The sequence below is a fragment of the Actinoalloteichus hoggarensis genome (assembly GCF_002234535.1).
In the GTDB taxonomy this organism is placed as follows: Bacteria; Actinomycetota; Actinomycetes; order Mycobacteriales; family Pseudonocardiaceae; genus Actinoalloteichus_A; species Actinoalloteichus_A hoggarensis.
On record NZ_CP022521.1, the window covers coordinates 4,832,327 to 4,852,475 of the forward strand.

Consider the following 20,149-nt stretch of genomic DNA (forward strand, 5'->3'; position numbering starts at 1 on the left):
AAATCGATGGAGAGAACTCCATCGATTCGCCGGACTACCCTGCCCGACATGGGCGATCACGACTCCGACCGCCGGCCGCCGCGCGAGAACTCGGACGACCCCGGTACACCCGCCCCGCCGATTCGGCAGCGTCGCAAGGCGACGCCCGAGGAGATCAAGGCGCTGTCGCATCCGCTGCGGCTGCGCATCCTTCGGCTGTGCGGCCAACACGAGCTGACGAACAAGGAGCTCGCCGACCGCCTCGGCCGAGACCCCGGCACGGTGCTCTATCACGTCCGACAGCTCGTCGCGGCAGGCCTGTTGGCGCAGGCACCCGTGCGCACCGGAGCGAGCGGGGCACTGGAGAAGCCCTACACCTACGACGGCGCGGTGTGGTGGCTGGAGGGACCGCTCAGCGGCACGGACGCCGTCGGCGCGCCGATCGAGGCATTCCACCAGGAACTCAACGAGGCGGGCCCCGAGTCGCTCCAGGCCTACGAGCGATTCGCGCTGCACCTGTCCCCGGCGGAGGTCGACGAGCTGGACGCCCGGATTCACGCCGTCCTCCACGAGTACATCACCACCGACCACGAACGCCGAGACCGACCGCTGATCAACGGCGTCTTCATCCTGCACCGGATGGCGGAGTAGAGGCGGAGCCGCGCCCACCGGCGGACCGCCGCTCGGACGGCGGCCGAGATCCGGAAGAACCGTCACCCCGCCCCGGCGATCGCACCGGCCACCCATAGGGCGCCGAGCGTCGCCGCGACGGCGGCGGCCGCCGTCCACAGCGTCGTCGGCAGGTTCAGCCGGACGCGCGGCAGGACGCGGAGGATCACCAGCGCCGCGGGCAGGAGCAGCGCCACACCGGTGAGGACGCCCGGCATGAGACTCCAGGTCGCGAGGCTCAGCGCCACGTGCGACACGACGTTGATCAGCAGCACGATCGCGAAACAGGACAGCGTCTCCGCGCTCCACGACGCACGAGTCACCACCGCCACGACGCCCGCCAGGGCCACCGCGACGGTGAGCATCGCGACGGCGAGGCCGAAGGCCGCCGACGACTCGACGGGAACCGACCACGGCAGCGCGGGCTGCGCGACCGACCAGGCAGGCAGGTCACCCAGCCACTCCTCGGCGTTGTGCAGCGCGAACGACACGACGGCCCACGCCCAACACCAGGCGAGCCTGCCGGCGGACACCCGCGGCGGACTCCCCTCGGATGCCGAGACCTCGGCTGCCGACGCCCCGGCGCCGCGCACGTCGACGTCGTGATCCCCCACCCACCCAGGGTAAGGGGCCTGCCCTTCGGCGGCCGAGACAGGAGGTCGCGCCCGATGCTCGGTCGGGCTCGCGTCCGTTGATCCTCGTTCGCCAACCACGAGACCGAGCCGGCCACGTGAGTCACCTCGACGTCGGTTCCGTTCCCAGGTCGACGCAGCGGATCGCCTACGGCGGAACAGGAAGGCACCTCGTTCATGGCGACCTCCGCGGAACGATGCGGCACACTCCGGCGGTGGCCGTGTTCGGCCTCGATGGGATGGGCACGGCGTCGGCCGAGGCGTTCCTGCGCGCCGGGCGCCCGCCCATGGTGTGGAACCGCACTCCGACCCGGTGGCGCCGCTGGTCGCACCCGGCGCATGACAGGCGTCGACGACTCGCGAGGCCGTCACGGCCGCGCCGCTGCTGCTCGTCGACGTCAAGGGCGGCGACACCGAAGACGAGTCGGGACGCGGCCGGCCGGCTCGGCGCCGCACCGCGCAACGCCGCAGGCGCAAGCGGGGCGGTGCTCCGCCTCGAGTCGGCGCCTCCGGGCGGCGGGCGCCCGCGAGACCGCCTTGATGGCAGCGGCCGTCGAGTCATCCGCGGTAGAGGTGCTTCCGAGGACCGCGGCGGCGCGAAACGTGACGTGAGCAGGCGAAGAAGGGGTGCTTCGCGACGGGGCCGTCGTCCGTTCCGGACCGCTCATCACGGCCGCCATCGTGATCGGCAGGCGCTACTACCCCGGACCGCGGTCGACATCCCGCCCCGGCGGGGACGCGGGTCTCGGGCGCGACCGATCTCCGGCGGCGACGGGCCGCGGCCGCGGCCGATCAGGGGCACGGCGAGGCAGCAGGGCGGGGCGGGTGATCGGCGCCCTGCGTCGCAGGCTCAGGGGCGGCGCCGGGGGCCGCTCCCGACGTCGGGTCCCCCCGGCATCGAGCCGTCGGAGGAGGCGACGACGTGGCAGGCGCCTCGGCCGTCGGCACGGGCCACGATCCGGCCTGCTTCGACGCGGACGGCGACCTCGGTCCCGTCGCTGACCGCGGGAACGCCTGCCGCCGAGGCCAGCGCGCCGGACTCGTCGAGCACCACCTGGAGGCGGGGCCATGCCGACTCGGGGAAGGCCTGCCGGAGACAGCCCGCCAGGTCCGCCAGCACCAGCCGGGCCAGCGGCGCGAGCTCGCCGGGCTCGCTGGTCACCAGCACGGCCGTGACACGAGATCCGGCGGGCAGGGCACGCACGGCGTCCTCGGCGGCGGCGAGGCGATGCAGGCCCAGCACGGCCACCACCCCGTCGTCGAACACCGCGGGGGCGTCCCGGACGAGGTCGGTCGCCGCCTGCGGAGTCCACGCGGCGTCGACCGCCTCGGCCTGCGTGAGGAACGGCGGAACCGTCCAACCGTCGTCGAGATCGAGGTCCACGGCCTGCTCGCAGGCCTTGACGACGTTGAAGGGTTCGAGGAAGCCGGGAGCCGCCGCGGCCAGCTGACTCGCGCCGTGCAGGGTCGTGAGCACGGTCTCGGCGACGCGGACCAGCCTGCCCGGCCACGCTCGCCACGACGTCGGCAGGCGAGCGAGGTCGTCCCTCGGCGTGGGGTGCGGTCGCGTGAGGTTCTCCAGGGCCAGCCCCAGCAGGAGCGCGTCCAGTTGGAGGAGCTGTGCGAAGGGCAGGCGAGTCCGCCGTTCCCCCAGGACCTCGGACAGCAGCTCCGTCCCGAGTCGCGCCGCGCCGTGCGACTCCTCGGTGTCGGCGAGCGGAAGCCTGGTGACCCAGGCACGTGCCAGGGCGCCGAGCGCCTCCCGTGGTGTGCGGCCCGGCTCCCGATAGGACGGCTCGAGCTGCTGCCCGGCGGTCTCGGCCAGGACCGCGAAGTAGAGAGCCCGTTTGCCGGGGAAGTTCGAGTAGACGGCGCCTCGGGTGAGTTCGGCTCGCTCGGCGATGGCGTCGACCTTCGTGTCACGGAACCCGTGATCGGCGAACTCCGCCCGCGCCGCCGCCAGCACCCTGGCCCGGTTGCGCTCCTGCGTCTCCGCCCGGTTGAGCCTGGCCATCGTGCTCCTCGTCCCGACGATCCGCCGTCCGTACGTCCCGCTCAAGATACCGACGGCATGTATATGATGAGAACATCTGGTGAGAACATCTGAACTGGGAGCGTGTATGACCGCCGTCGGCATGGAAGGCCGCGTGCCCGAGATCGACCTGTCGAATCCTGAGGTACTGCGAGATCCATGGGGTCACTACGGGACTGCTCGCGAGCGATCGCCGCTGGCGCGACTCCTCATTCCCGGCCTCGGCGCGATGTGGGCGCTGTTACGACACGGCGAGGCCAGGTCGGTGCTGAGCGACCCTCGGTTCGAACTCAATGCGGGAGGCTTCGCCCGCCGCCCGGCGGTGGCCGAGGAGTACCTGCCCTACCTGCGCACCATGCAGGAACTGGAGGGACGGGAGCATCATCGGCTGCGTGCTCTGGTGGCACCCGCGTTCACCGCCCGCCGCGCGAGGGCGTTCCGCCCCGGGATCGCCCGCATCGTCGACCGGTTGCTGGACGCGCTGCCGGACCACGTCGAGGACGGCCGAGTGGACCTGCGACGGCACTTCACCCGAGCACTGCCGATGGCGGTGATCTGCGAGCTGGTGGGCATCCCGGAGCCCGACCGACCCCGGTGGGAGGAGTACGGCGCGATCATCGCCGCAGGTGACGGGGCCGGGCTCGCCGAGGCGGTTCCCGGGATCGTGCGGGGCGCGAAGGCCGCGGTCGCGGCCCGACGCGCCGAGCCCGCCGACGATCTGATCTCCGATCTGCTGCGTGCCCAGTCCGAGGACGGCGAACGGCTCGACGACGTCGAGCTGGTCACGCTCATCTGGAACGTCGTCCTCGCGGGCCAGACGCCGACGCACCTGATCGCCAACGCCGTGGCCGCCCTCTTCGACCATCCCGAGCAGCTCGCCGCGCTCCGCGCCGACGAGGCGCTGCTGCCCGGCGCCGTCGAGGAGCTGATCCGCTGGTGCGGCCCCCAGCTGCTGGCGATACCCCGGCAGGCCAGGGAGGACGTCGAGATCGACGGCACGCTGATCAGCAAGGGCGACCGGGTCACGGCGGCGTTGGCGGCCGTCAACCGCGATCCCGCCGTGTTCGTCGATCCGCACCGGCTCGACCTCCGACGCCCGCCGGGCCCGGCGGGCCACCTCGGTTTCCTGCACGGTCCGCACTTCTGTCTGGGGGCGGCGATCGCGCGGGTGCAGACACAGGTCGCGCTCGGCGCGCTGCTACGGCGGTTCCCCCGGCTCGCACCGGCCGGCGAGCCGCAGCGTGTGCCCGACCCGGGCAGCTGGCGGCTCGCCGCCCTGCCCGTGACGCTGTGATCCGACAAAGGTGACGACACGCGGATCGTGATCACCGTCGCCTGCCTGACGCGCGGCGCCGACCCACGACGATTCGTGCCGCCCGCCGCCCGCCGCCCGCACCGACCCGCCGACTTCAGGAGACGCATCCGAGTGTCCGAGACCGACGAGCGTCGCCCGACCTGCTCGTTCTGCGGCAGGAGTCGTCGGCAGGTCCGGCGCCTCCTCGCGGGCCCGGTGGGCGTGGCGATCTGCGACGGCTGCGTCGAGCAGTGCACGGAACTGTTGGCCGACGACGATGTGACGTCGCCCGAGCCCGAGCCCGATGTCGAGGCCGCCGCGTACGCCGAGCCGGCGACCCGGCCGACGGGGGCGCTGCCGCGGCCGATGGAGGTTCACGCGCTACTCGACGAGTACGTGATCGGGCAGGACCAGGCCAAGCGAGTGCTCTCGATCGCGGTCTGTCATCACTACCGGCGGCTCGCGGCGAGGTCGGTGCCCGTCGGTCGCCATGCCGTTCCCGACGACACCGTCGAACTCGGCAAGTCCGACGTCCTGTTGATCGGCCCCACCGGCAGCGGGAAGACCTACCTCGCCCAGACGCTCGCCCGGGTGCTCGACGTGCCGTTCGCCATGGCCGACGCCACCGCCCTCACCGCGGCGGGCTACGTCGGCGAGGACGTGGAGTCCATGGCCGCCGCGCTGCTTCGGGCCGCCGATCACGACGTCGCGCGGGCGGAGACCGGCATCATCTACCTCGACGAGGTGGACAAGATCGCTCGACGGGGCTCGCATCCGTCGAGCACCCGAGACGTCTCCGGCGAAGGCGTCCAGCACGCCCTCCTGAGCATGTTGTCAGGTCGGACCGTCGAGGTTCCCCTCCATGGTGCACCCGGGGCGGGGGCGGGGCGCATCCCGCTCGACCTGAGCAACGTGCTGTTCATCCTCGGCGGGGCCTTCGCCGGGCTGGACCGGATCATCCAGGCGCGGTCCGGCGGCGGCGGCTTCGGCTTCGACGTCGGCAGCCGCTCACGGCGGGTGTGGGCGGAGGCCCGCACCGAGGTGCTGCCCGCCGATCTCCAGGAGTTCGGTCTGATCCCCGAGTTCGTCGGCAGACTCCCGGTGGTGTCGATGCTCGAACCACTGGACGTGCCTGCCCTGGCCCGAGCGCTCACCGTGCCGCGAAACGCCCTGATCAGCCAGTACCGCAGGCTCTTCGCCCTCGATGGAGTGCTGCTCGAGTTCACCGAGGGCGCCGTGCACGCGGTCGCCGAGCAGGCGCTGCGCCGCGGCACCGGTGCCAGGGCGGCACGGGCCGTCCTGGAGGAGGTGCTGCTCGACCCGATGTACGAGGTGCCGAGCCGAACCGACGTGTCGCGTGTCGTGATCACCCGGGACGCCGTGCTCGACAAGGCTGATGCGCGCCGCCGATCGAGTGCGTCGCCGGATGTCCCCGGTGGGATGCGCGAGCGCTCGGCGTGATGCAAGGCAGGCGACCAGGTCGATGTCGGATCGGCTCGGCGGGTCCAACGGGCTCGACAGACTCGACGGGTGCAGCGGACTCGACAGGTGCAGCGGACTCGACGCATCCAGCAGGCCCGACACGCCCAGCACACCCGACGCATCCAGCAAGCCCCACATGTCCAGCAAGCACGACACGCCCAGCAAGCCCCACACGTCTAGCAAGCTCGACATGCCCAGCAAGCACGACGCATCCAGCAGGCCCGACGGGCCGACGCGGCGGTTGGTCAGATCGACACAGCAGATTCAGCGGACTCAGCGGACCGACACCACCGATCATCGGGCGACGCTCGCGAGGCAGACGGGACGGGCGAGGTCGACGAGCGATCGACCTGCGGCCCAGGTCGGCGGGGCGGGACGAGGGTGCCGCAGGCGGCGGACGATCGGACTTGAGGCCGCCTCGGCGAGTCGGGCCGAAGGCAGGCCCGATGCCGAGCTGCCGGAGCCTGCCGACCGCGCGGGTGTACACCACGGGTGTGTGACCGCGCCGCAGGCGGCGTCCCAGCCGAGACGGTCACGCCGGCTGCGGCGAGCCGGCTGCGGCGGCGGCCGCCGCCGATGGTTGATCGAGGATCGACGCCCGGAGACATCCGGGTGATCGGCACAGCGGCGCGCGGACGACTCCACCACAGCACCGAACAGGGCAGGGCCGGGCCGTCGGCTCGGCGACGGCGGTCGAAGCGTGGAAGGCACCGCCGACTGATGTGTCTCGACCGACACCCCGAGCCCTCGCAGCGAGACGACGGCCGACGCCGACTCGATCAGGAAGCGCGGCGCGCGAAGGTGATGATCTCGATGCTCTCCTCGGTGATCGGGCCGCGGTCCCAGTCGCCGAACTGCTCCTCGACGGTCAGGCCTGCCCCGGTCAGGAAACCCGCCAGTTCGTCGACGTCGAGGAAGCGCAGCGTGCTGCGGCTCGTCTCCGGCCGTTCGCGATCGGAGGCGACGAAGGTGGTGGTGAAACTGACGGTTCGGCCGTCCACCGGGGTGTCGACCTGGTTCCACATCCGGATCGTCGCGCCGGTCGGCCCGGTGATCTCCCGGACGTGCTCGGCGGTCCACCGTTCCCAGGCGCGGGCGGCGGGATTGCGCGTCTCGAAGGCGAACAGGCCGTCATCGGTCAGCGCCGATCGGATCGCGGCCAGCGAGCCGCGGAGCTCGTCGTCGGTGACGAACACCTGGAAGGCATGGCCGGACATGACGACGAGATCGAACTCGCCCGCCCACGGCCTCGCCGTGAGATCGCCCTCGATCCACTCGATGTCCGCGCGGGTACGAGCCTGGGCCAGCATCCCGGCGGCCGGGTCGAGCCCGCAGAGTCGGCCGGTGTGGCCCTCCTCCCGCGCCCGGTGCAGCAGGGCGCCGGTCCCGCAGCCGACGTCGAGCACCGAATCGGCGGACATCACCAACGGCAGGTAGAAGCCGAAGTCGGCTCTGCGCTCCCAGGTGTACTGCCGGTCGTAGAGGGCGGCGAGATCGGCATCGGCGAACTGGTGATCGACCACTCGGGAAGGTTGGCACGAGGTGTGGAGCCCGTGCCAACGATTATCGATCGACGGAGCCGACGGCAGAACGTCCGGTGGTTTCGGGCGGCGTCGACCGGCCGGCCGATCGGTTCGACGCCGTGGTCAGGTCCGTCCGGCGTTCGCCCAGCAGTTCGGTGAGGCCAAGGCCGAGGCCGGAACGCGGGCCGCGTCGGTGCGTCCCGGCGTTCTGGCGTTCTGGCGTTCTGGCGTTCTGGCGTTCTGGCCGTGATGCGCCCACACCACGGTCAGCCAGAGGATCAGCGGCAGCCGCAGCCGCAGCCGCAGCCAGGCATGGCGACGAACCTTGCGCGCCATGCTCATCGTCCCCGGACTGGAAGACGGTGTGCGATCTTCGCGGCGGCGGCCCAGTCCTTGCCTGCCTTGAGCGGGAGGATCGATCGTCCGACGGCGGCAGCCGGCCGCCGGCACCGCGGTGCACGCAATCGAGAGTGCGACGCGGGGCGTTGCCGGGGGTGCGCTGCCCGCTGCATACGGAGACGACCACGCCGGGCCGGGTCTGCGGGCACGTTCATCAGGTGTCGGCCGACCCGACCTCATCGGGGGTGGCGGGGTGGCGACGGTCTGGGGTGCAGGCGAAGCCGGGTTCGGGCGGGAGCCGGGGCGGGAGCCGGGGCGGGAGCCGGGGCGGGAGCCGGGGCGGGTGGGAGCCGGGGCGGGTGGGAGCCGGGGCGGGGGGGGGCCGGGGCGGGTGGGAGCCGGGGCGGGTGGGAGCCGGGGCGGGTGGCGCGGCCGCCTTGCCTGCGGTGCGGTTCCACACGGTGGCATCGTGACCGGCGGCCGTGAGGACGGTGGCCAGGGCGCGTCCCACGGGGCCGAGCCCACGAGCCGTGATCGGCGTGTCGACGGTGTGCACATCGACGTCTGCTTCCATCCCTACCCGGTCGGACGCGATAGGCGGCCGATACGACGGGCGACGACGCGGGTAGCCGGACAGCGGCGGGCGGGATGGCGATGACCGGGACAGCGGTGGTCGGCGAGACCTGGAACCCTTCGGCTCCCGACGCAGCGGCGACCGATCGCCCACGATGGACCGTGCTCGACATGGTCTTTCCATCGGAGTGCGCGGGGGTCACGGTCGGACACGAAGGACTCCAGGACGTGGTGCAGATGGGTGATCCACACCGAACCGGAGGACTCGTCCGTGTCGAGATCATCGACCAACGTGTCGTCTCGACGCCTGACCTCTGTGGTCAGTACGACTGGCGGGCACGGTGTGCGATCAGGTCGCCGTGCGGGCGTGCGGGCGGATCGGTGCGGGTCCGCGTCGAGGTGACCGTGAAGCCCGCGTCCTCGACGACGGCCCGCAGGTCGTCCACGGGCCAGAAGTAGGCGGGCGTGACCGCGTGGTCGAACTCGATCAGTTCCTCGCCGGTGAAGAAGCCCACCAGCAGGCTCCCGCCAGGACGCAGCACCCGCGCGAACTCGGCAAGCACCTCTCCGACCCGCTCCGGACGCACGTGGATCAACGAGTACCACGCGAGGATGCCGCCGAGTCCCGCATCGTCGACGTCGAGTGCCGCCGCCTCACCGAGGTCGAAACGCAGGTGCGGGAACCGGACACGGGCGTCGGCGACGAACTCGGGAACCGGGTCGACACCGCGCACGTCGACGCCCAGCTCGTGGAGAAGCGCGGTCCACTGTCCGGGCCCGCAGCCCACGTCGATCGCCGGACCGTCGACGGCCCGTCCCCACGCCTCGATGAGGTCGCGGTACACCGTGGGAATGGAGTCGACCGATCCGAACCGGGCGATGTACTCCGCCGCTCGCCTGCCGTACGCCACGCGTGCCGTCTCCGTGCTCATCGGGTTGAGCGTAAGAGACGATTCGGGACGACCGACGCGCGGTGCTCGGCGGAGACGGGTTTGATCGGCGGCCGTGGTCGGGTCAGGTCGCAGCCGTCACACGACGGTCGCCGCGGTCCTGCCTCGTCGACGCCCCGCAGGCTCGCGAGGCGTGCACGACCGGTGAAGCGGCCCGACGGAAGGCGACCGCACCGGTGCCGCACCGGATAGCCTCAGTCGATGAGCACCGCCATGAAGGCCACGTCGGACGGCGGAGTTCTCGACGTCGCCTGGCATGCGGGTTGGCCGTCGCCGAAGCATGATCCGGCGCCGGAGATCCAGGTACACGCCTATGACGAGCACACCGTCCTCCTGCGCCAGAACATGCCGGTGCACTTCGAGGCCCCGTTCCTGTTCCTGCTCCTCGGCACCGAGCGCGCCCTGCTCCTGGACACCGGGGCGACCGAGGACCCCCGACACCTCCCTCTTCGTCAGGTGGTCGACGACCTGCTCGCCGACCGACTGTCGACCCGACCCGACTACGGACTCGTCGTGGCACACACCCACGGCCACGGCGACCATCTCGCGGGCGATGCGCAGTTCGTCGGCCGTCCGAACACGACGATCCTCGGGTCGCGACCGGAGGACGTCGCCGACTTCTTCGGCCTGCGGGACTGGCCGACGGACACCGCCGAATTCGATCTCGGTGATCGCTTGCTGGAGGTCATCCCCGGGCCAGGCCACCACGCGTCCGCGGCCGTGTTCCACGATCGCCGGACCGGCCTGCTGTTCACCGGAGACACCGTCTACCCAGGCCGCCTCTACGTCGAGGACTGGCCCGCCTTCGCGGCGACGATCGATCGACTGGTGGAGTTCTGCTCACGCCACGCCGTGTCCCACCTCCTCGGCTGTCACATCGAGATGACCACCACGCCCGGAGTCGACTATCCACGCGGCACCACCTATCAGCCCGAGGAGCCGCCCTTGGAGCTGACCGTCGAGCAGCTGCACGCGGTACGCCGTGCCGTCGTCGAGATCGACGGTCGTCCCGGAGTCCATCGCTTCGACGACTTCGTCATCCACAACCGCGACGACCGGGCACTCGTCTGAGCGGCCCACGGCTCGTCCGAGCGTTCCGCGATTCCCCGCCATGACTCACGGGTACGACGCTCGACGGGGCCGAGCACTCGCGTGCCCGGCGCGAACCAGTCGGAGGTCACGGACGAGCATCACGATGACGACGAGGTCGATCACCGACAGGACCGCGGGCGCGACCGGTCCCGCCTGGACCGTGCGAATCTCGTAGCCGGTGAAGACGCCGAGGCCCACGATCCCCGCCGGGTAAGCGGGCAGGACCCGGCGCAGCAGTGCGACCACGAGAAGGACCTTGACCACCCCGTGCACCGCGAGCAGGAGGACGGTGACGGTCCGGGACCCCGAGTCGACCGCGTCGGCGCCACTGACGAAGTGTGTGGCGACTGTCGAGTTCGGCGGACCCGGCACGCCGCGGGCCGGCACCTCGGCCACGAGCCGATGCACCGTCGCGGCCGGGATGAGCAGCAGGATGCCGGAGCACCGGCCGCCGGGCGCACGGCGATCTCGCAACGGGCAGCCGCCGAGACGCGGGCCGAGCGGGCGATGCCGTGACGCCCGACCCAGCAGGCGGGCTAGCCCGGACGATGCTCGACCGAAGGTGTCGGTCCGCTCGTAGACTCCTCGCGCGTGCGGTCCGTGCCGCGCGACCCGCTGAAGCTCCGCCGTCGCCGAAGGGCCGTCCGACATGACCCCGCAGGAGTTCACCGACATCGCGTTGTGGTTTCCCGAGTCGACCGAGAGCAGGCCCTACGGCCCCGATGCGCTGGTCTACAAGGTCGCGGAGAAGTCGTTCGCGATCCTGGCCGAGGGCCCGACCGACGAACCCGCCCGGATCACGCTGAAGTGCGATCCGGCTCTCGCACTGGAGCTGCGTGCCCAGTTCCCGAGCGTGACGCCCGGCTACCACACGGACAAGCGTCACTGGAACACGATCCTCTTGGACGGCACGGTCTGCGACGACGAACTGGTGGAGATGACCGTCCACTCCTACCGGCGGGTCGTGGCAGGGCTGCGCAAGGCCGACCGGGACCGACTCCGCACCGTTCTCGGCGAGGACGCGCCCCCGCTGCCGAGCACGGAGTGAGGGCGAGGGCTCGACGGCAGGGGCGGGCATGAGGCCGTTCAGCTCGGGCATCGTCGATCGCCGACGGGATCGCCGTTGTCCCGGCCCGGTACGGAGCAGCCCACGCCGGCGTCGGTGCGGGAACACGGCCAGTGTCATGCCGACGAGAACGCTGAGCGCGGCGAGCGAGTAGAGATCCATGACACGACTATCGAACAGATGTTCTAGATCGACAAGATATCGATCGGGTGGAACGCATGCTCGGCATGCCACGCCGACCGCAACGGCGACGACACGCCCGGTCGCCGAATCTCGGGACGAGTCCGGCCGCCACCGCGCCGCGAGGAGGACACCCGCCGACCGATCGGCTCGATGTTCACCGGGGCGAGCCGTCGACCAGGACGAGCGGTCGACCAAGAGGATCCGCGACGAGTGGGAACAGCCGCCCGGCCGGCACCGTCTCGACACGGCGATCCCGAAGCGGATCGATTCCCACGCCGCCTGCGACGCCGCTCCGACGGTCTCGCCGACACCCGCGGCCCGAGGCGACACCTGCGGCCCGAGGCGACACCGACGAACGACCGTCGCCTCCGGAGCCGAGGCGCGGCGGACCCGTGGGGGCGGTCGATTCGGGCTCGGCCCCGCCCGCTCGCCCGCCGCTCGACGCGATCTTCACGACGACACGGCCCGGCTCGGCGGACGGGCCCCGCGCGCTGACGGCGCCGATCCTCACGGCGCGCAGGTCTCGACGGCCGAGGGACGTCCCGCGCGGGCAGGAGAAAGCCGTCTCGGCGCGGGCAGCCGACCCCGGCGAGCGGGGACCCGCCTCCGGGCGAGTCCCCGCTGAACACGACCGCAGGCACCACGCTCGCCACCCGCCCCGCGGGCAGGCCGATCCGACCGCCCGCGGGCAGGCCTCAGTCCTGATCTGCCAGCGGCTCCTGGAACTCGGTGACCCAGGTGGACTCGTCCTCCGAAGTCTCCAGGTACACCTCGCGGGCGTATCCGGTGCCCGTCCTCCCGGCCGCCTCGATCCAGCGAGCGATCTTCTGCACCACGGCATCGGCCTCGGTCATGGAGCCGTGATGCACCATGGTCGCGGCCTCGACGGCGGGCAGGTCTACCACCGCGAGCGCTCCGGGCGCGGCGGACCGCGGTTCTGCCCCGGCCACCGGGCAGCTCGCATGCACCCGCACCCGCTCGCCGAACGGCTCGTAATGGGCGATGCCCGGCCCGGTCGGCCGCAGCCCCTCCGCTTCGATCCGGTGGTACAGCTCGTCGAACAGCGGTCCCACGACCGGTCCGATGTCCGGCGCGGCATAGCTCTCCGCCACCGCGGTCAGTTCGGCCACCCGGACCGCGGGTACCTGCCGCACCACTATCTCGTCGGTGGACATGCGTCCCTCCTCCTCGATCATGGAGAGCCTCGCCTCGATTCCGGCCAGCCGCGCCGTGTCCGCCGCCACCGCCGCCGCCAGCTCCGCACGACGCAGCCGCAGCATGCCGTGCAGCTCGCTCACGTCGATCCTCTCGTCGAGGATCGACGCCACCTGAGCCAGTGTGAACCCCAGATCCTTCAGGGCCACGAGGCGGTTGAGCCTGGCGAGTGCGGCGACGCGGTAGTAGCGATAGCCGCTGAACTCGTCGACGTGGTCGGGCCGAAGCAGCCCGATCGCGTCGTAGTGCCGCAGCATCCGCACCGACACGCGGCCGAGCCTGGCGAAGTCTCCGATACTGAACATGACGACCTCAGGGATAGGGCCTGACACGGTGTGAGAGTCACGCGCGAGTGTCGGGCACCAGGCCGTCGTCGGCCGCGCGGCCCGACGACGCGGAGCGCAGACTCGACGAGATGACGGGCAGACGCAGCGCGGGACTCCTCCTGTTCCGCGCCCCGGGACCGCACGTCGAGGTGCTGCTGGCCCATCCCGGCGGGCCGTTCTGGGCTCGCCGCGACGCGGGCGCCTGGTCGCTGCCCAAGGGCGAGTACTCGCCGGAGGAGGCTCCCGAGGACGCGGCGCGACGCGAGTTCCTGGAGGAGTTGGGACTGCCCGTGCCGGAGGGTCCGCTGCTGCCCCTCGGCGACGTCCGGCAGTCGGGTGGGAAGGTCGTGACCGCCTGGGCGGTGCAGGGCGACCTCGATCCCGATCGAGTGACGCCGGGGACCTTCGAGCTGGAGTGGCCGCCCCGATCGGGCCGAGTACGCCGGTTCCCGGAGATCGACCGCGTCGGGTGGTTCGGCCTGGTGGCCGCCGCGGAACGGATCGTGTCGGGCCAACGGCCGTTCCTGGACCGGCTCGCGGAGCGGCTCCGGCCATGACGCCCGCCGTCGGGGTCCAGGCGCGGTCGGCGGCTCGACGCCGTCCTCGGGCCTCGGGTCCTCGGGGGTCAGGCCGAGAGCTGTTCGACGGCGGCTCACGGCTGGACGGTGGGCGCGGCGGCAGACGGGGCACTCGGCGACGGCGACAGCACCTCTGGGAGGACACCCGCCGTCGAGCCCGTGTGCGTGCGCTTCCCGCCGGCGGGATCGATCGGCGTCCGCACTCGGCCTGAACACGACGTCCGACGCTCGACACCGGTGACCGAACGCTCGTGGCCGAACGCCCGAGCCTCGTCCCTCGAAGCCGGACACCGGAACCAGCCGCCCGGAATTCGACGTCTGAAACTCGACACCGGAACCACAGAGTTGCGGCGGACCCACACCGCGGCCACTCCGATGGGTGAGGCCCGACCCGGACGGTCACGGGCGCCTCGGGCGGGTGCCGGGTACCGCGCCGAGCCGGATCACCGCCGATGTGGCAACGGCGACCGACCGGGGCGACGCACTGTGCCGAGACGACTTCCTCGGCTCGCGGCCGCCTCGGACGGCTTGCGGCACCGCGCATCCGACCGAGCGATCGTCACACCGAGTGCCGACGCGGCAACCTTTAGCCACCCTAACTAGGGCATTCGACCAGCGAGAATGTCATTCTCATTACAAGGAGCGACGGCCGCGCAGGCGGCCGGGCATACTCGCGGCGTGGGCGAACACTTCTATGCCGTGTCGCGGCGACACGTCGATCTGCTGCGGGTGTGCAGCAGTGCCTGTCGCCTGAGGGCCGCGATCTCCGGCGCGGGCCCGCGCTGACCCTGCCCGGTCTCCCCGACCGAGGCGATCCGCCCGCCCTGCCCGAGCCCGAGGACACGCCGGTTCCCCGCCCCGGCTCCGCCGCCGTGCGACGGGCCCGCCTGCCCGTCGCGGCGAGGCTCCCGCACTGATCGACGGCGACCGCGGGCAGCCACCGCCGAGCCCTCTCCCGCACCCGGCCCGACCGACACACCTGGTCGCCGTCCGTCCTGTTCGGACGACCACTCCCCTGCCGGTTCCCCGTGTCCGGCATTCCCACGACACCACCTCCCGCGACAAGGAGCGCCGCCATGCGCCGCAGCGCGCTGTACACCGCCCTGGCCGTCCCACCTTTGCTGCTCGCCGCCGCCTGCGGCGGCGGAGGCGGCGGCGCGGCCTCCACCGGCGAACCCGATCCGGAGGCCGTCGTGGTCATCGGCTCGCAGAACGAGCCGACCAGCCTGGACTCCAACGTCGGCGGCTCCTCCGGGCTCTCGGAGGTGCTGCTGCGCAACGTCTACGAAGGCCTCGTCGCCCTCGACGATCAGGGCGAGATCGTGCCCGCGCTCGCCGAGTCCTGGGACGTCTCCGAGGACGGACTCGACTACACCTTCCAGCTGGCCTCGGACGTGACCTTCCACGACGGCACGGAGTTCAGCGCCGACGACGTCGTGTGGAGCATCGAACGCACCATCGCCCCCGACTCGGTCAACCCGAAGAAGCAGAGCCTGGCGGGCATCAGCTCCGTGACTGCGGACGATCCCGACACCGTGGCGATCACGCTCGAGGAGCGCAGCAACGAGTTCCTGTTCGGCCTGACGACCTCCGCCGGGCTGATCTTCCAGGAGGGCGCCACCGACTTCGCGGACACGGCGGTGGGCACCGGCCCGTTCGTCTTCGACGAGTGGAAGCGCGGCGATAGCATCACGCTGAGCCGCTACGCCGACTACTGGGGTGAGCCCGCCGCGTCGGCCTCCGTGGTGTTCCGCTACTTCGACGACGCCACCGCGATGAGCAACGCGCTGCAAGGCGGCCAGCTGGACCTGATCGCCTCGGTGCCGTCGCCGGAGCTGCTGGCCGCGTTCGAGGGCAACCCGCAGTTCGTGGTCACCGAGGGCGCCTCGAACACCAAGACGCTGCTGGCCTTCAACAACGAGCGGGAACCGCTGACCGACTCGCGGGTCCGCCGCGCGCTGCGGGCCGCGATCGACCACCAGGCCGTGCTGGACGCGGTGTGGGACGGCTACGGGCAGCTGATCGGCAGCGGCATCCCGCCCACCGACCCCTGGTACGAGGACCTGACCGCCAACGTGGCCCATGATCCGGAGCTGGCGAGGGAGCTGCTCGCCGAGGCGGGGCACTCCGACGGGCTCACCCTGAGCCTGGACGTCCCGTCCGAGGACAGGCTGCTCACCGTCGCCCAGCTCGTGCAGGACCAGCTCGCCGAGGTGGGCGTGACCGTGGAGCTCAACGCCATCGAGGGCGCGACCTGGTACGACAAGGTCTTCACGCAGGTCGACTACGACCTGACCATCCAGAACCACGTCAACCCGCACGACGTCTTCTGGTACGCCAATCCCGACTTCTACTGGCGTTACGACGATCCGCAGGTGCGGGAGTGGGTCGCGCAGGCCGACGTCGCGGAGACCGAGGAGGAGCGCGTCGAACTGCTCCGGCAGGTCGGGACGCGGATCTCCGAGGAGGCGGCCAGCGACTGGCTGTTCCTCAACCCGCTGATGCGCGTCGCCCGTCAGGGCGTCACGGGATACCCGGAGACGGCGCTGGCCGACAGCCTGTACCTGCCTGAGATCACCAAGGCGGGCTGATCGTTGACGTCGTCTCCACACCCCGGCGCTCGAAGGACGGTCCGCCGCCGATGATGCGATACGTGCTGCGGCGGGTGCTGCTGCTGGCGGGCTCGCTGCTCGCGGCGAGCGCGTTGACGTTCCTGCTGCTCTCCCTGCTGCCCGGCGATCCGGCGCGCACCATCCTCGGCGTGGAGGCCACCGAGGAGCAGGTGGCCGAGCTGAGCAGCATGCTCGGCACCGACCGGCCCGCCCCGATCCGCTACCTGCACTGGCTGGGCGACCTGTTGACCGGCGACCTCGGTCAGTCCTATGTCGGCGGAGGGCCGGTCGGACCGGAGATCCTCGATCGGATGGCGGTGACGGCGCCGCTGGGGCTGTCGGCCTTCGTCCTGTCGGTCGTGATCGCCGTGCCGCTGGGCGTGTGGGCGGCCCTGCGCCACCGCAGCCCGGTCGGCGTGGTGGTCTCGGCGATCAGCCAGCTCGGCGTGGCGGTGCCGATCTTCTGGATCGGCATCCTGCTGGTGGCGGTGTTCGCCCTGAACCTCGGCTGGGCACCGCCGGGTGGTTTCCCCGTCGCGGGCTGGGCCGAGCCGGGTGAGGCGGTGCGGTCGCTGGTGCTGCCGGTGATCACGCTCGCGGTGGCGCAGGCCGCCGCGCTGCTGCGTTACGTCCGCTCCGCCACGCTCGACGTGATTCATCAGGACTTCCTGCGCACGGCACGGTCGGTCGGGCAGACACGCGCGCAGGCCCTGTGGCGGCACGGGCTGCGCAACGCCTGCGTGCCCGTGCTGTCGGTCCTCGGTGTGCAGCTGGCCGGCTCGCTGCTCGGCGCCGTGATCGTGGAGAGCGTCTTCACCCTGCCGGGACTGGGAAGGATGTTGTTGACCGACGTGGGAAACCGTGACCTGGTCAAGGTGCAGGCCACCGTGTTCCTGATGACGGCGGTGGTGCTGGTGGTCGGCTTCCTGGTCGACGTGGCGCAGCGGGCGCTCGACCCGAGACTGCGAGCGGCCCGATGAGCCCGGCGCTGCGTTCGGCTCCCGGCCCGGCGGAGCCCACCGCACGGGTCGCCGCCGCCCGCGTCCGGGCCCGCACCCGTCGCAGGCGCGGCCCGACCCTGGTCGCCGGCGCCGTGCTGGTCGGCCTCGTCGTCCTCGCCGCGCTGATCTCGCTGGTGTGGACGCCGTTCGACCACGACGCCACCGGGGCGGGCGGGCGGCTGGAGACGCCGAGCGCGACCCATTGGATGGGCACCGATCGGCTCGGACGCGACGTGTTCAGCCAGTTTCTCGTCGGCGCCCGCCTCGCGTTGGGCATCGGAACGGCGTCGGTGCTGATCGCGGCCGTGCTCGGCGTCACCCTGGGCCTGATGGCCGCGCTCGCGCCGAGGAAGGCCGACGACGCCGTGGTGCACGGGATCGACGTGCTCATCGCGTTCCCCACGCTGCTGCTGGCGATGGTGCTGGTGGCCGTGCGAGGGGCGTCCACGACGACCGCCGTACTGGCGATCGGCCTGGCGACCTCGGCCGTGGTCGCCCGGTTGACGCGCATCGCCGCGCGTCGGGTCCTCGTGCAGGACTATGTCCTTGCGGCGACGGCGTCGGGCACCGGCCGCATCGGCATCCTGCTGCGTCACGTGCTGCCCAACATCTATCCGATCCTGCTGGTGCAGCTCTCCTTGGAGTTCGGCCTCGCGGTGGTCGCCGAGGCGGCGCTGTCCTATCTCGGACTCGGCTCGCCGCCGCCCAATCCGTCCTGGGGCCAGATGCTTCGAGACGCGCAGGCGGTGCTGGGTGTCACGCTGTGGCCCGCGGTGTTCCCCGGACTGGCGATCGTGATCACGGTGCTGGGGCTGAACCTGCTCGGCGACGGGCTGCGCGAGTACGCCGATCCGGAGCTGGCCCGATGAGCGGGCGACGTGACGCGACGGCACACGATGTCGGGCCGGCGGACACGACGATCGGCGTTCGTCATTCGGACGGGCAGGAGAACGGGACGATGAGGCTGCTCGAGGTGCGGGGGCTGACGGTGCGGCGGCGCGACGGGACGGAGCTGATCGCGGGCGTCGATCTGGATCTCGCCGCAGGCGAGCGGCTCGGGATCGTCGGCGAGTCCGGCTCCGGCAAGTCGCTGACCGCGCTGGCCGTGGCCGGTCTGCTGCCCGAGGGGATGACCGTCTCCGGTTCGGTTCGGCTGGACGGCGTCGAGCTGCTGGGGCTGCCGGAGCGGGAGATGACGCGGGTGCGGGGAGCCGGGGTGGCGATGGTCTTCCAGGAGCCGCTGACCGCGTTGGACCCGCTGATGCGGGTGGGCAGGCAGATCGCGGGTCCGCTGCGCGGACATCGGGGCCTCGGCAGGAGGGAGGCCGAGGCCGAGGCGGTGGAGCTGTGCCGCCGCGTGCGGCTGCCGGACCCGGCCGAGTCGGCGCGCGCGTATCCGCATCAGCTCTCCGGCGGACAGCGTCAGCGGGTGGCGCTCGCCGTGGCCCTGGCATGTCGTCCTCGGCTGCTCATCGCCGACGAGCCGACCACGGCACTCGACGTCACCGTGCAGGCCGAGATACTGGAGCTGATCACCGAGTCGGTGGCGAGCGAGGGCGCCGGGCTCCTGTTCATCAGTCATGACCTGCCCGTGATCGCCTCGGTCGGCGATCGGATCGCCGTGATGCGTGACGGGGCCGTCGTGGAACAGGGTGAGGTCGAGCCGGTCCTCGCGGCCCCGAGGCACCCTTACACGCGCGAGCTGCTGACTTCGGCGGTGGCGGCGGGCAGGCTGCCGGGAGATCCGGGATGGGAGGCAGGATGATGACCGAATCGTGGGAGCCGTCGGCATCGTCCCAGGCGGGCGTGCTGTGGGAGGCACGCGGACTCACCAGGCGGTTCCGCGTGTCGCGGACCGGCCGGTCGGCGACGGCGTCCACCAGGACCGCGCTGTCCGATGTGGACCTCACGGTCCGCGAAGGCGAGGCGTTGGGCATCGTCGGCGAGTCCGGCGCGGGCAAGTCGACGCTGCTGCGGCTGCTGCTGGCCCTGGACCGGCCCGACGCGGGCGAGCTGCGGTACCGCGGCGCTCCGCTCGGATCGGACCGACGTGGTCTGCGCGCGTTCCGCCGGGATGTGCAGGTGGTGTTCCAGGACCCGCGTGGCTCGCTGAACCCGAGGATGCCGGTGTCGGAGATCGTGGCCGAGCCGCTGCGCAGCCTGCGCATCCCCGGCGACCGTGCCGAGCGGGTGCGTGAGGTGCTCGCCGAGGTGGGCCTCGGCCCGGACGCGGCCGATCGCTACCCGCACGAGTTCTCCGGCGGCCAGCGGCAGCGGATCGCCATCGCCCGGGCGCTGGCGCCGCGCCCCCGGGTGCTGGTCGGCGACGAGCCGGTCAGCGCGCTGGACGTCTCCGTGCGAGCCCAGATCCTCGATCTGCTGGCGGGCCTGGCGGCCGAGCACGCCATGACGCTGGTGCTGGTCTCGCACGATCTGGCCGTGGTAGGGCGACTGTGTCCTCGGGTACTGGTGCTGCATCAGGGCAGGGTGGTGGAGAGCGGCCCGACGGAACGGGTGTACTCGGCGCCGGAACAGGACTACACGCGGCGTCTCCTCGCGGCGATCCCTCGGCTGCCCGCCGGGGTGCTCGGCGGTCTCACCGA

The 20,149-nt window shown here is 71.9% G+C and carries 18 protein-coding genes and 1 pseudogene; 12 read left to right on the forward strand and 7 right to left on the reverse strand.

The window, feature by feature from the left end:
* Positions 1 to 48: 48 nt before the first annotated feature.
* Positions 49 to 630: an ArsR/SmtB family transcription factor gene (locus tag AHOG_RS20545; protein ID WP_093942799.1), complete on the forward strand. Its 582-nt coding sequence runs from the start codon at positions 49 to 51 to the stop codon at positions 628 to 630.
* Between the two features lie 62 nt (positions 631 to 692).
* Here AHOG_RS20545 and AHOG_RS28785 read toward each other — a convergent pair whose 3' ends face one another.
* Both AHOG_RS28785 and AHOG_RS20555 read right to left on the reverse strand, forming a co-directional pair.
* On the reverse strand, positions 693 to 1,262 hold the full coding sequence (locus AHOG_RS28785) for an HXXEE domain-containing protein (protein ID WP_157736947.1): 570 nt from the start codon (positions 1,260 to 1,262) through the stop codon (positions 693 to 695).
* Between the two features lie 868 nt (positions 1,263 to 2,130).
* Positions 2,131 to 3,294: a TetR/AcrR family transcriptional regulator gene (locus tag AHOG_RS20555; protein WP_093942801.1), complete on the reverse strand. Its 1,164-nt coding sequence runs from the start codon at positions 3,292 to 3,294 to the stop codon at positions 2,131 to 2,133.
* Positions 3,295 to 3,400: 106 nt separating this feature from the next.
* Here AHOG_RS20555 and AHOG_RS20560 point away from each other — a divergent pair, with 106 nt between their 5' ends.
* Both AHOG_RS20560 and clpX read left to right on the forward strand, forming a co-directional pair.
* Complete coding sequence (locus AHOG_RS20560) at positions 3,401 to 4,606, forward strand: cytochrome P450 (protein WP_093942802.1); 1,206 nt, start codon at positions 3,401 to 3,403, stop codon at positions 4,604 to 4,606.
* 132 nt (positions 4,607 to 4,738) lie between these two features.
* Positions 4,739 to 6,067: an ATP-dependent Clp protease ATP-binding subunit ClpX gene (gene clpX, locus AHOG_RS20565; RefSeq protein WP_093944651.1), complete on the forward strand. Its 1,329-nt coding sequence runs from the start codon at positions 4,739 to 4,741 to the stop codon at positions 6,065 to 6,067.
* An 800-nt stretch (positions 6,068 to 6,867) separates the two neighbouring features.
* Here the strand turns inward: clpX and AHOG_RS20570 are convergent.
* The 3 genes from AHOG_RS20570 to AHOG_RS20580 form a co-directional block, all read right to left on the reverse strand.
* Positions 6,868 to 7,611, reverse strand: coding sequence for a class I SAM-dependent DNA methyltransferase (locus AHOG_RS20570; RefSeq protein WP_093942803.1), 744 nt, complete (start codon positions 7,609 to 7,611; stop codon positions 6,868 to 6,870).
* Positions 7,612 to 7,734: 123 nt separating this feature from the next.
* A complete protein-coding gene (locus AHOG_RS20575; protein ID WP_093942804.1) occupies positions 7,735 to 7,947 on the reverse strand; it encodes a hypothetical protein in 213 nt (70 codons plus the stop codon).
* A gap of 896 nt (positions 7,948 to 8,843) precedes the next feature.
* Complete coding sequence (locus AHOG_RS20580) at positions 8,844 to 9,455, reverse strand: class I SAM-dependent methyltransferase (RefSeq protein WP_093942805.1); 612 nt, start codon at positions 9,453 to 9,455, stop codon at positions 8,844 to 8,846.
* A 219-nt stretch (positions 9,456 to 9,674) separates the two neighbouring features.
* On the opposite strand from AHOG_RS20580, the gene AHOG_RS20585 reads away from it, so the two are divergent.
* Positions 9,675 to 10,544: an MBL fold metallo-hydrolase gene (locus AHOG_RS20585; protein WP_211290463.1), complete on the forward strand. Its 870-nt coding sequence runs from the start codon at positions 9,675 to 9,677 to the stop codon at positions 10,542 to 10,544.
* A gap of 45 nt (positions 10,545 to 10,589) precedes the next feature.
* Here the strand turns inward: AHOG_RS20585 and AHOG_RS20590 are convergent, their stop codons facing one another.
* On the reverse strand, positions 10,590 to 11,039 hold the full coding sequence (locus AHOG_RS20590) for a DUF2127 domain-containing protein (protein WP_157736948.1): 450 nt from the start codon (positions 11,037 to 11,039) through the stop codon (positions 10,590 to 10,592).
* A gap of 175 nt (positions 11,040 to 11,214) precedes the next feature.
* On the opposite strand from AHOG_RS20590, the gene AHOG_RS20595 reads away from it, so the two are divergent.
* Positions 11,215 to 11,613, forward strand: coding sequence for an MmcQ/YjbR family DNA-binding protein (locus tag AHOG_RS20595; RefSeq protein WP_093942808.1), 399 nt, complete (start codon positions 11,215 to 11,217; stop codon positions 11,611 to 11,613).
* A gap of 896 nt (positions 11,614 to 12,509) precedes the next feature.
* Here AHOG_RS20595 and AHOG_RS20605 read toward each other — a convergent pair.
* Entirely contained in the window at positions 12,510 to 13,334 is an 825-nt protein-coding gene (locus tag AHOG_RS20605) for a MerR family transcriptional regulator (protein ID WP_093942810.1), read from the reverse strand.
* 110 nt (positions 13,335 to 13,444) lie between these two features.
* On the opposite strand from AHOG_RS20605, the gene AHOG_RS20610 reads away from it, so the two are divergent.
* The 7 genes and pseudogenes from AHOG_RS20610 to AHOG_RS20640 all read left to right on the forward strand — a co-directional run.
* Positions 13,445 to 13,912 carry an NUDIX hydrolase gene (locus AHOG_RS20610; RefSeq protein ID WP_093944652.1) on the forward strand — a complete coding sequence of 156 codons (468 nt, stop codon included), beginning with the start codon at positions 13,445 to 13,447 and terminating at the stop codon, positions 13,910 to 13,912.
* A 752-nt stretch (positions 13,913 to 14,664) separates the two neighbouring features.
* Positions 14,665 to 14,850: a hypothetical protein gene (locus AHOG_RS20615; protein WP_093942811.1), complete on the forward strand. Its 186-nt coding sequence runs from the start codon at positions 14,665 to 14,667 to the stop codon at positions 14,848 to 14,850.
* Between the two features lie 159 nt (positions 14,851 to 15,009).
* Complete coding sequence (locus AHOG_RS20620; RefSeq protein WP_093942812.1) at positions 15,010 to 16,524, forward strand: ABC transporter substrate-binding protein; 1,515 nt, start codon at positions 15,010 to 15,012, stop codon at positions 16,522 to 16,524.
* A gap of 50 nt (positions 16,525 to 16,574) precedes the next feature.
* Positions 16,575 to 17,525: an ABC transporter permease gene (locus AHOG_RS20625; protein WP_093942813.1), complete on the forward strand. Its 951-nt coding sequence runs from the start codon at positions 16,575 to 16,577 to the stop codon at positions 17,523 to 17,525.
* Complete coding sequence (locus AHOG_RS20630) at positions 17,522 to 18,415, forward strand: ABC transporter permease (RefSeq protein WP_093942814.1); 894 nt, start codon at positions 17,522 to 17,524, stop codon at positions 18,413 to 18,415. Before AHOG_RS20625 ends, AHOG_RS20630 begins: the two co-directional genes overlap by 4 nt.
* An 89-nt stretch (positions 18,416 to 18,504) precedes the next feature.
* Positions 18,505 to 19,311 (forward strand): ATP-binding cassette domain-containing protein, encoded by an 807-nt coding sequence (locus AHOG_RS20635; RefSeq protein WP_093944653.1) that lies wholly within the window; start codon positions 18,505 to 18,507, stop codon positions 19,309 to 19,311.
* Positions 19,311 to 20,126, forward strand: a pseudogene (locus AHOG_RS20640) (ATP-binding cassette domain-containing protein); the annotation flags it as partial. The gene AHOG_RS20635 and the pseudogene AHOG_RS20640, both read left to right, overlap by 1 nt.
* Positions 20,127 to 20,149 lie beyond the last annotated feature (23 nt).

Bases quoted from the DNA above. Each gene is read 5' to 3' on its own strand.
- AHOG_RS20545 (WP_093942799.1), top strand. From the start codon at position 49: ATGGGCGATCACGACTCCGACCGCCGGCCGCCGCGCGAGAACTCGGAC.
- AHOG_RS20555 (WP_093942801.1), bottom strand. From the start codon at position 3,294: ATGGCCAGGCTCAACCGGGCGGAGACGCAGGAGCGCAACCGGGCCAGG.
- AHOG_RS20560 (WP_093942802.1), top strand. From the start codon at position 3,401: ATGACCGCCGTCGGCATGGAAGGCCGCGTGCCCGAGATCGACCTGTCG.
- AHOG_RS20575 (WP_093942804.1), bottom strand. From the start codon at position 7,947: ATGGCGCGCAAGGTTCGTCGCCATGCCTGGCTGCGGCTGCGGCTGCGG.
- AHOG_RS20580 (WP_093942805.1), bottom strand. From the start codon at position 9,455: ATGAGCACGGAGACGGCACGCGTGGCGTACGGCAGGCGAGCGGCGGAG.
- AHOG_RS20585 (WP_211290463.1), top strand. From the start codon at position 9,675: ATGAGCACCGCCATGAAGGCCACGTCGGACGGCGGAGTTCTCGACGTC.
- AHOG_RS20595 (WP_093942808.1), top strand. From the start codon at position 11,215: ATGACCCCGCAGGAGTTCACCGACATCGCGTTGTGGTTTCCCGAGTCG.
- AHOG_RS20605 (WP_093942810.1), bottom strand. From the start codon at position 13,334: ATGTTCAGTATCGGAGACTTCGCCAGGCTCGGCCGCGTGTCGGTGCGG.
- AHOG_RS20610 (WP_093944652.1), top strand. From the start codon at position 13,445: ATGACGGGCAGACGCAGCGCGGGACTCCTCCTGTTCCGCGCCCCGGGA.
- AHOG_RS20620 (WP_093942812.1), top strand. From the start codon at position 15,010: ATGCGCCGCAGCGCGCTGTACACCGCCCTGGCCGTCCCACCTTTGCTG.
- AHOG_RS20625 (WP_093942813.1), top strand. From the start codon at position 16,575: ATGATGCGATACGTGCTGCGGCGGGTGCTGCTGCTGGCGGGCTCGCTG.
- AHOG_RS20630 (WP_093942814.1), top strand. From the start codon at position 17,522: ATGAGCCCGGCGCTGCGTTCGGCTCCCGGCCCGGCGGAGCCCACCGCA.
- AHOG_RS20635 (WP_093944653.1), top strand. From the start codon at position 18,505: ATGAGGCTGCTCGAGGTGCGGGGGCTGACGGTGCGGCGGCGCGACGGG.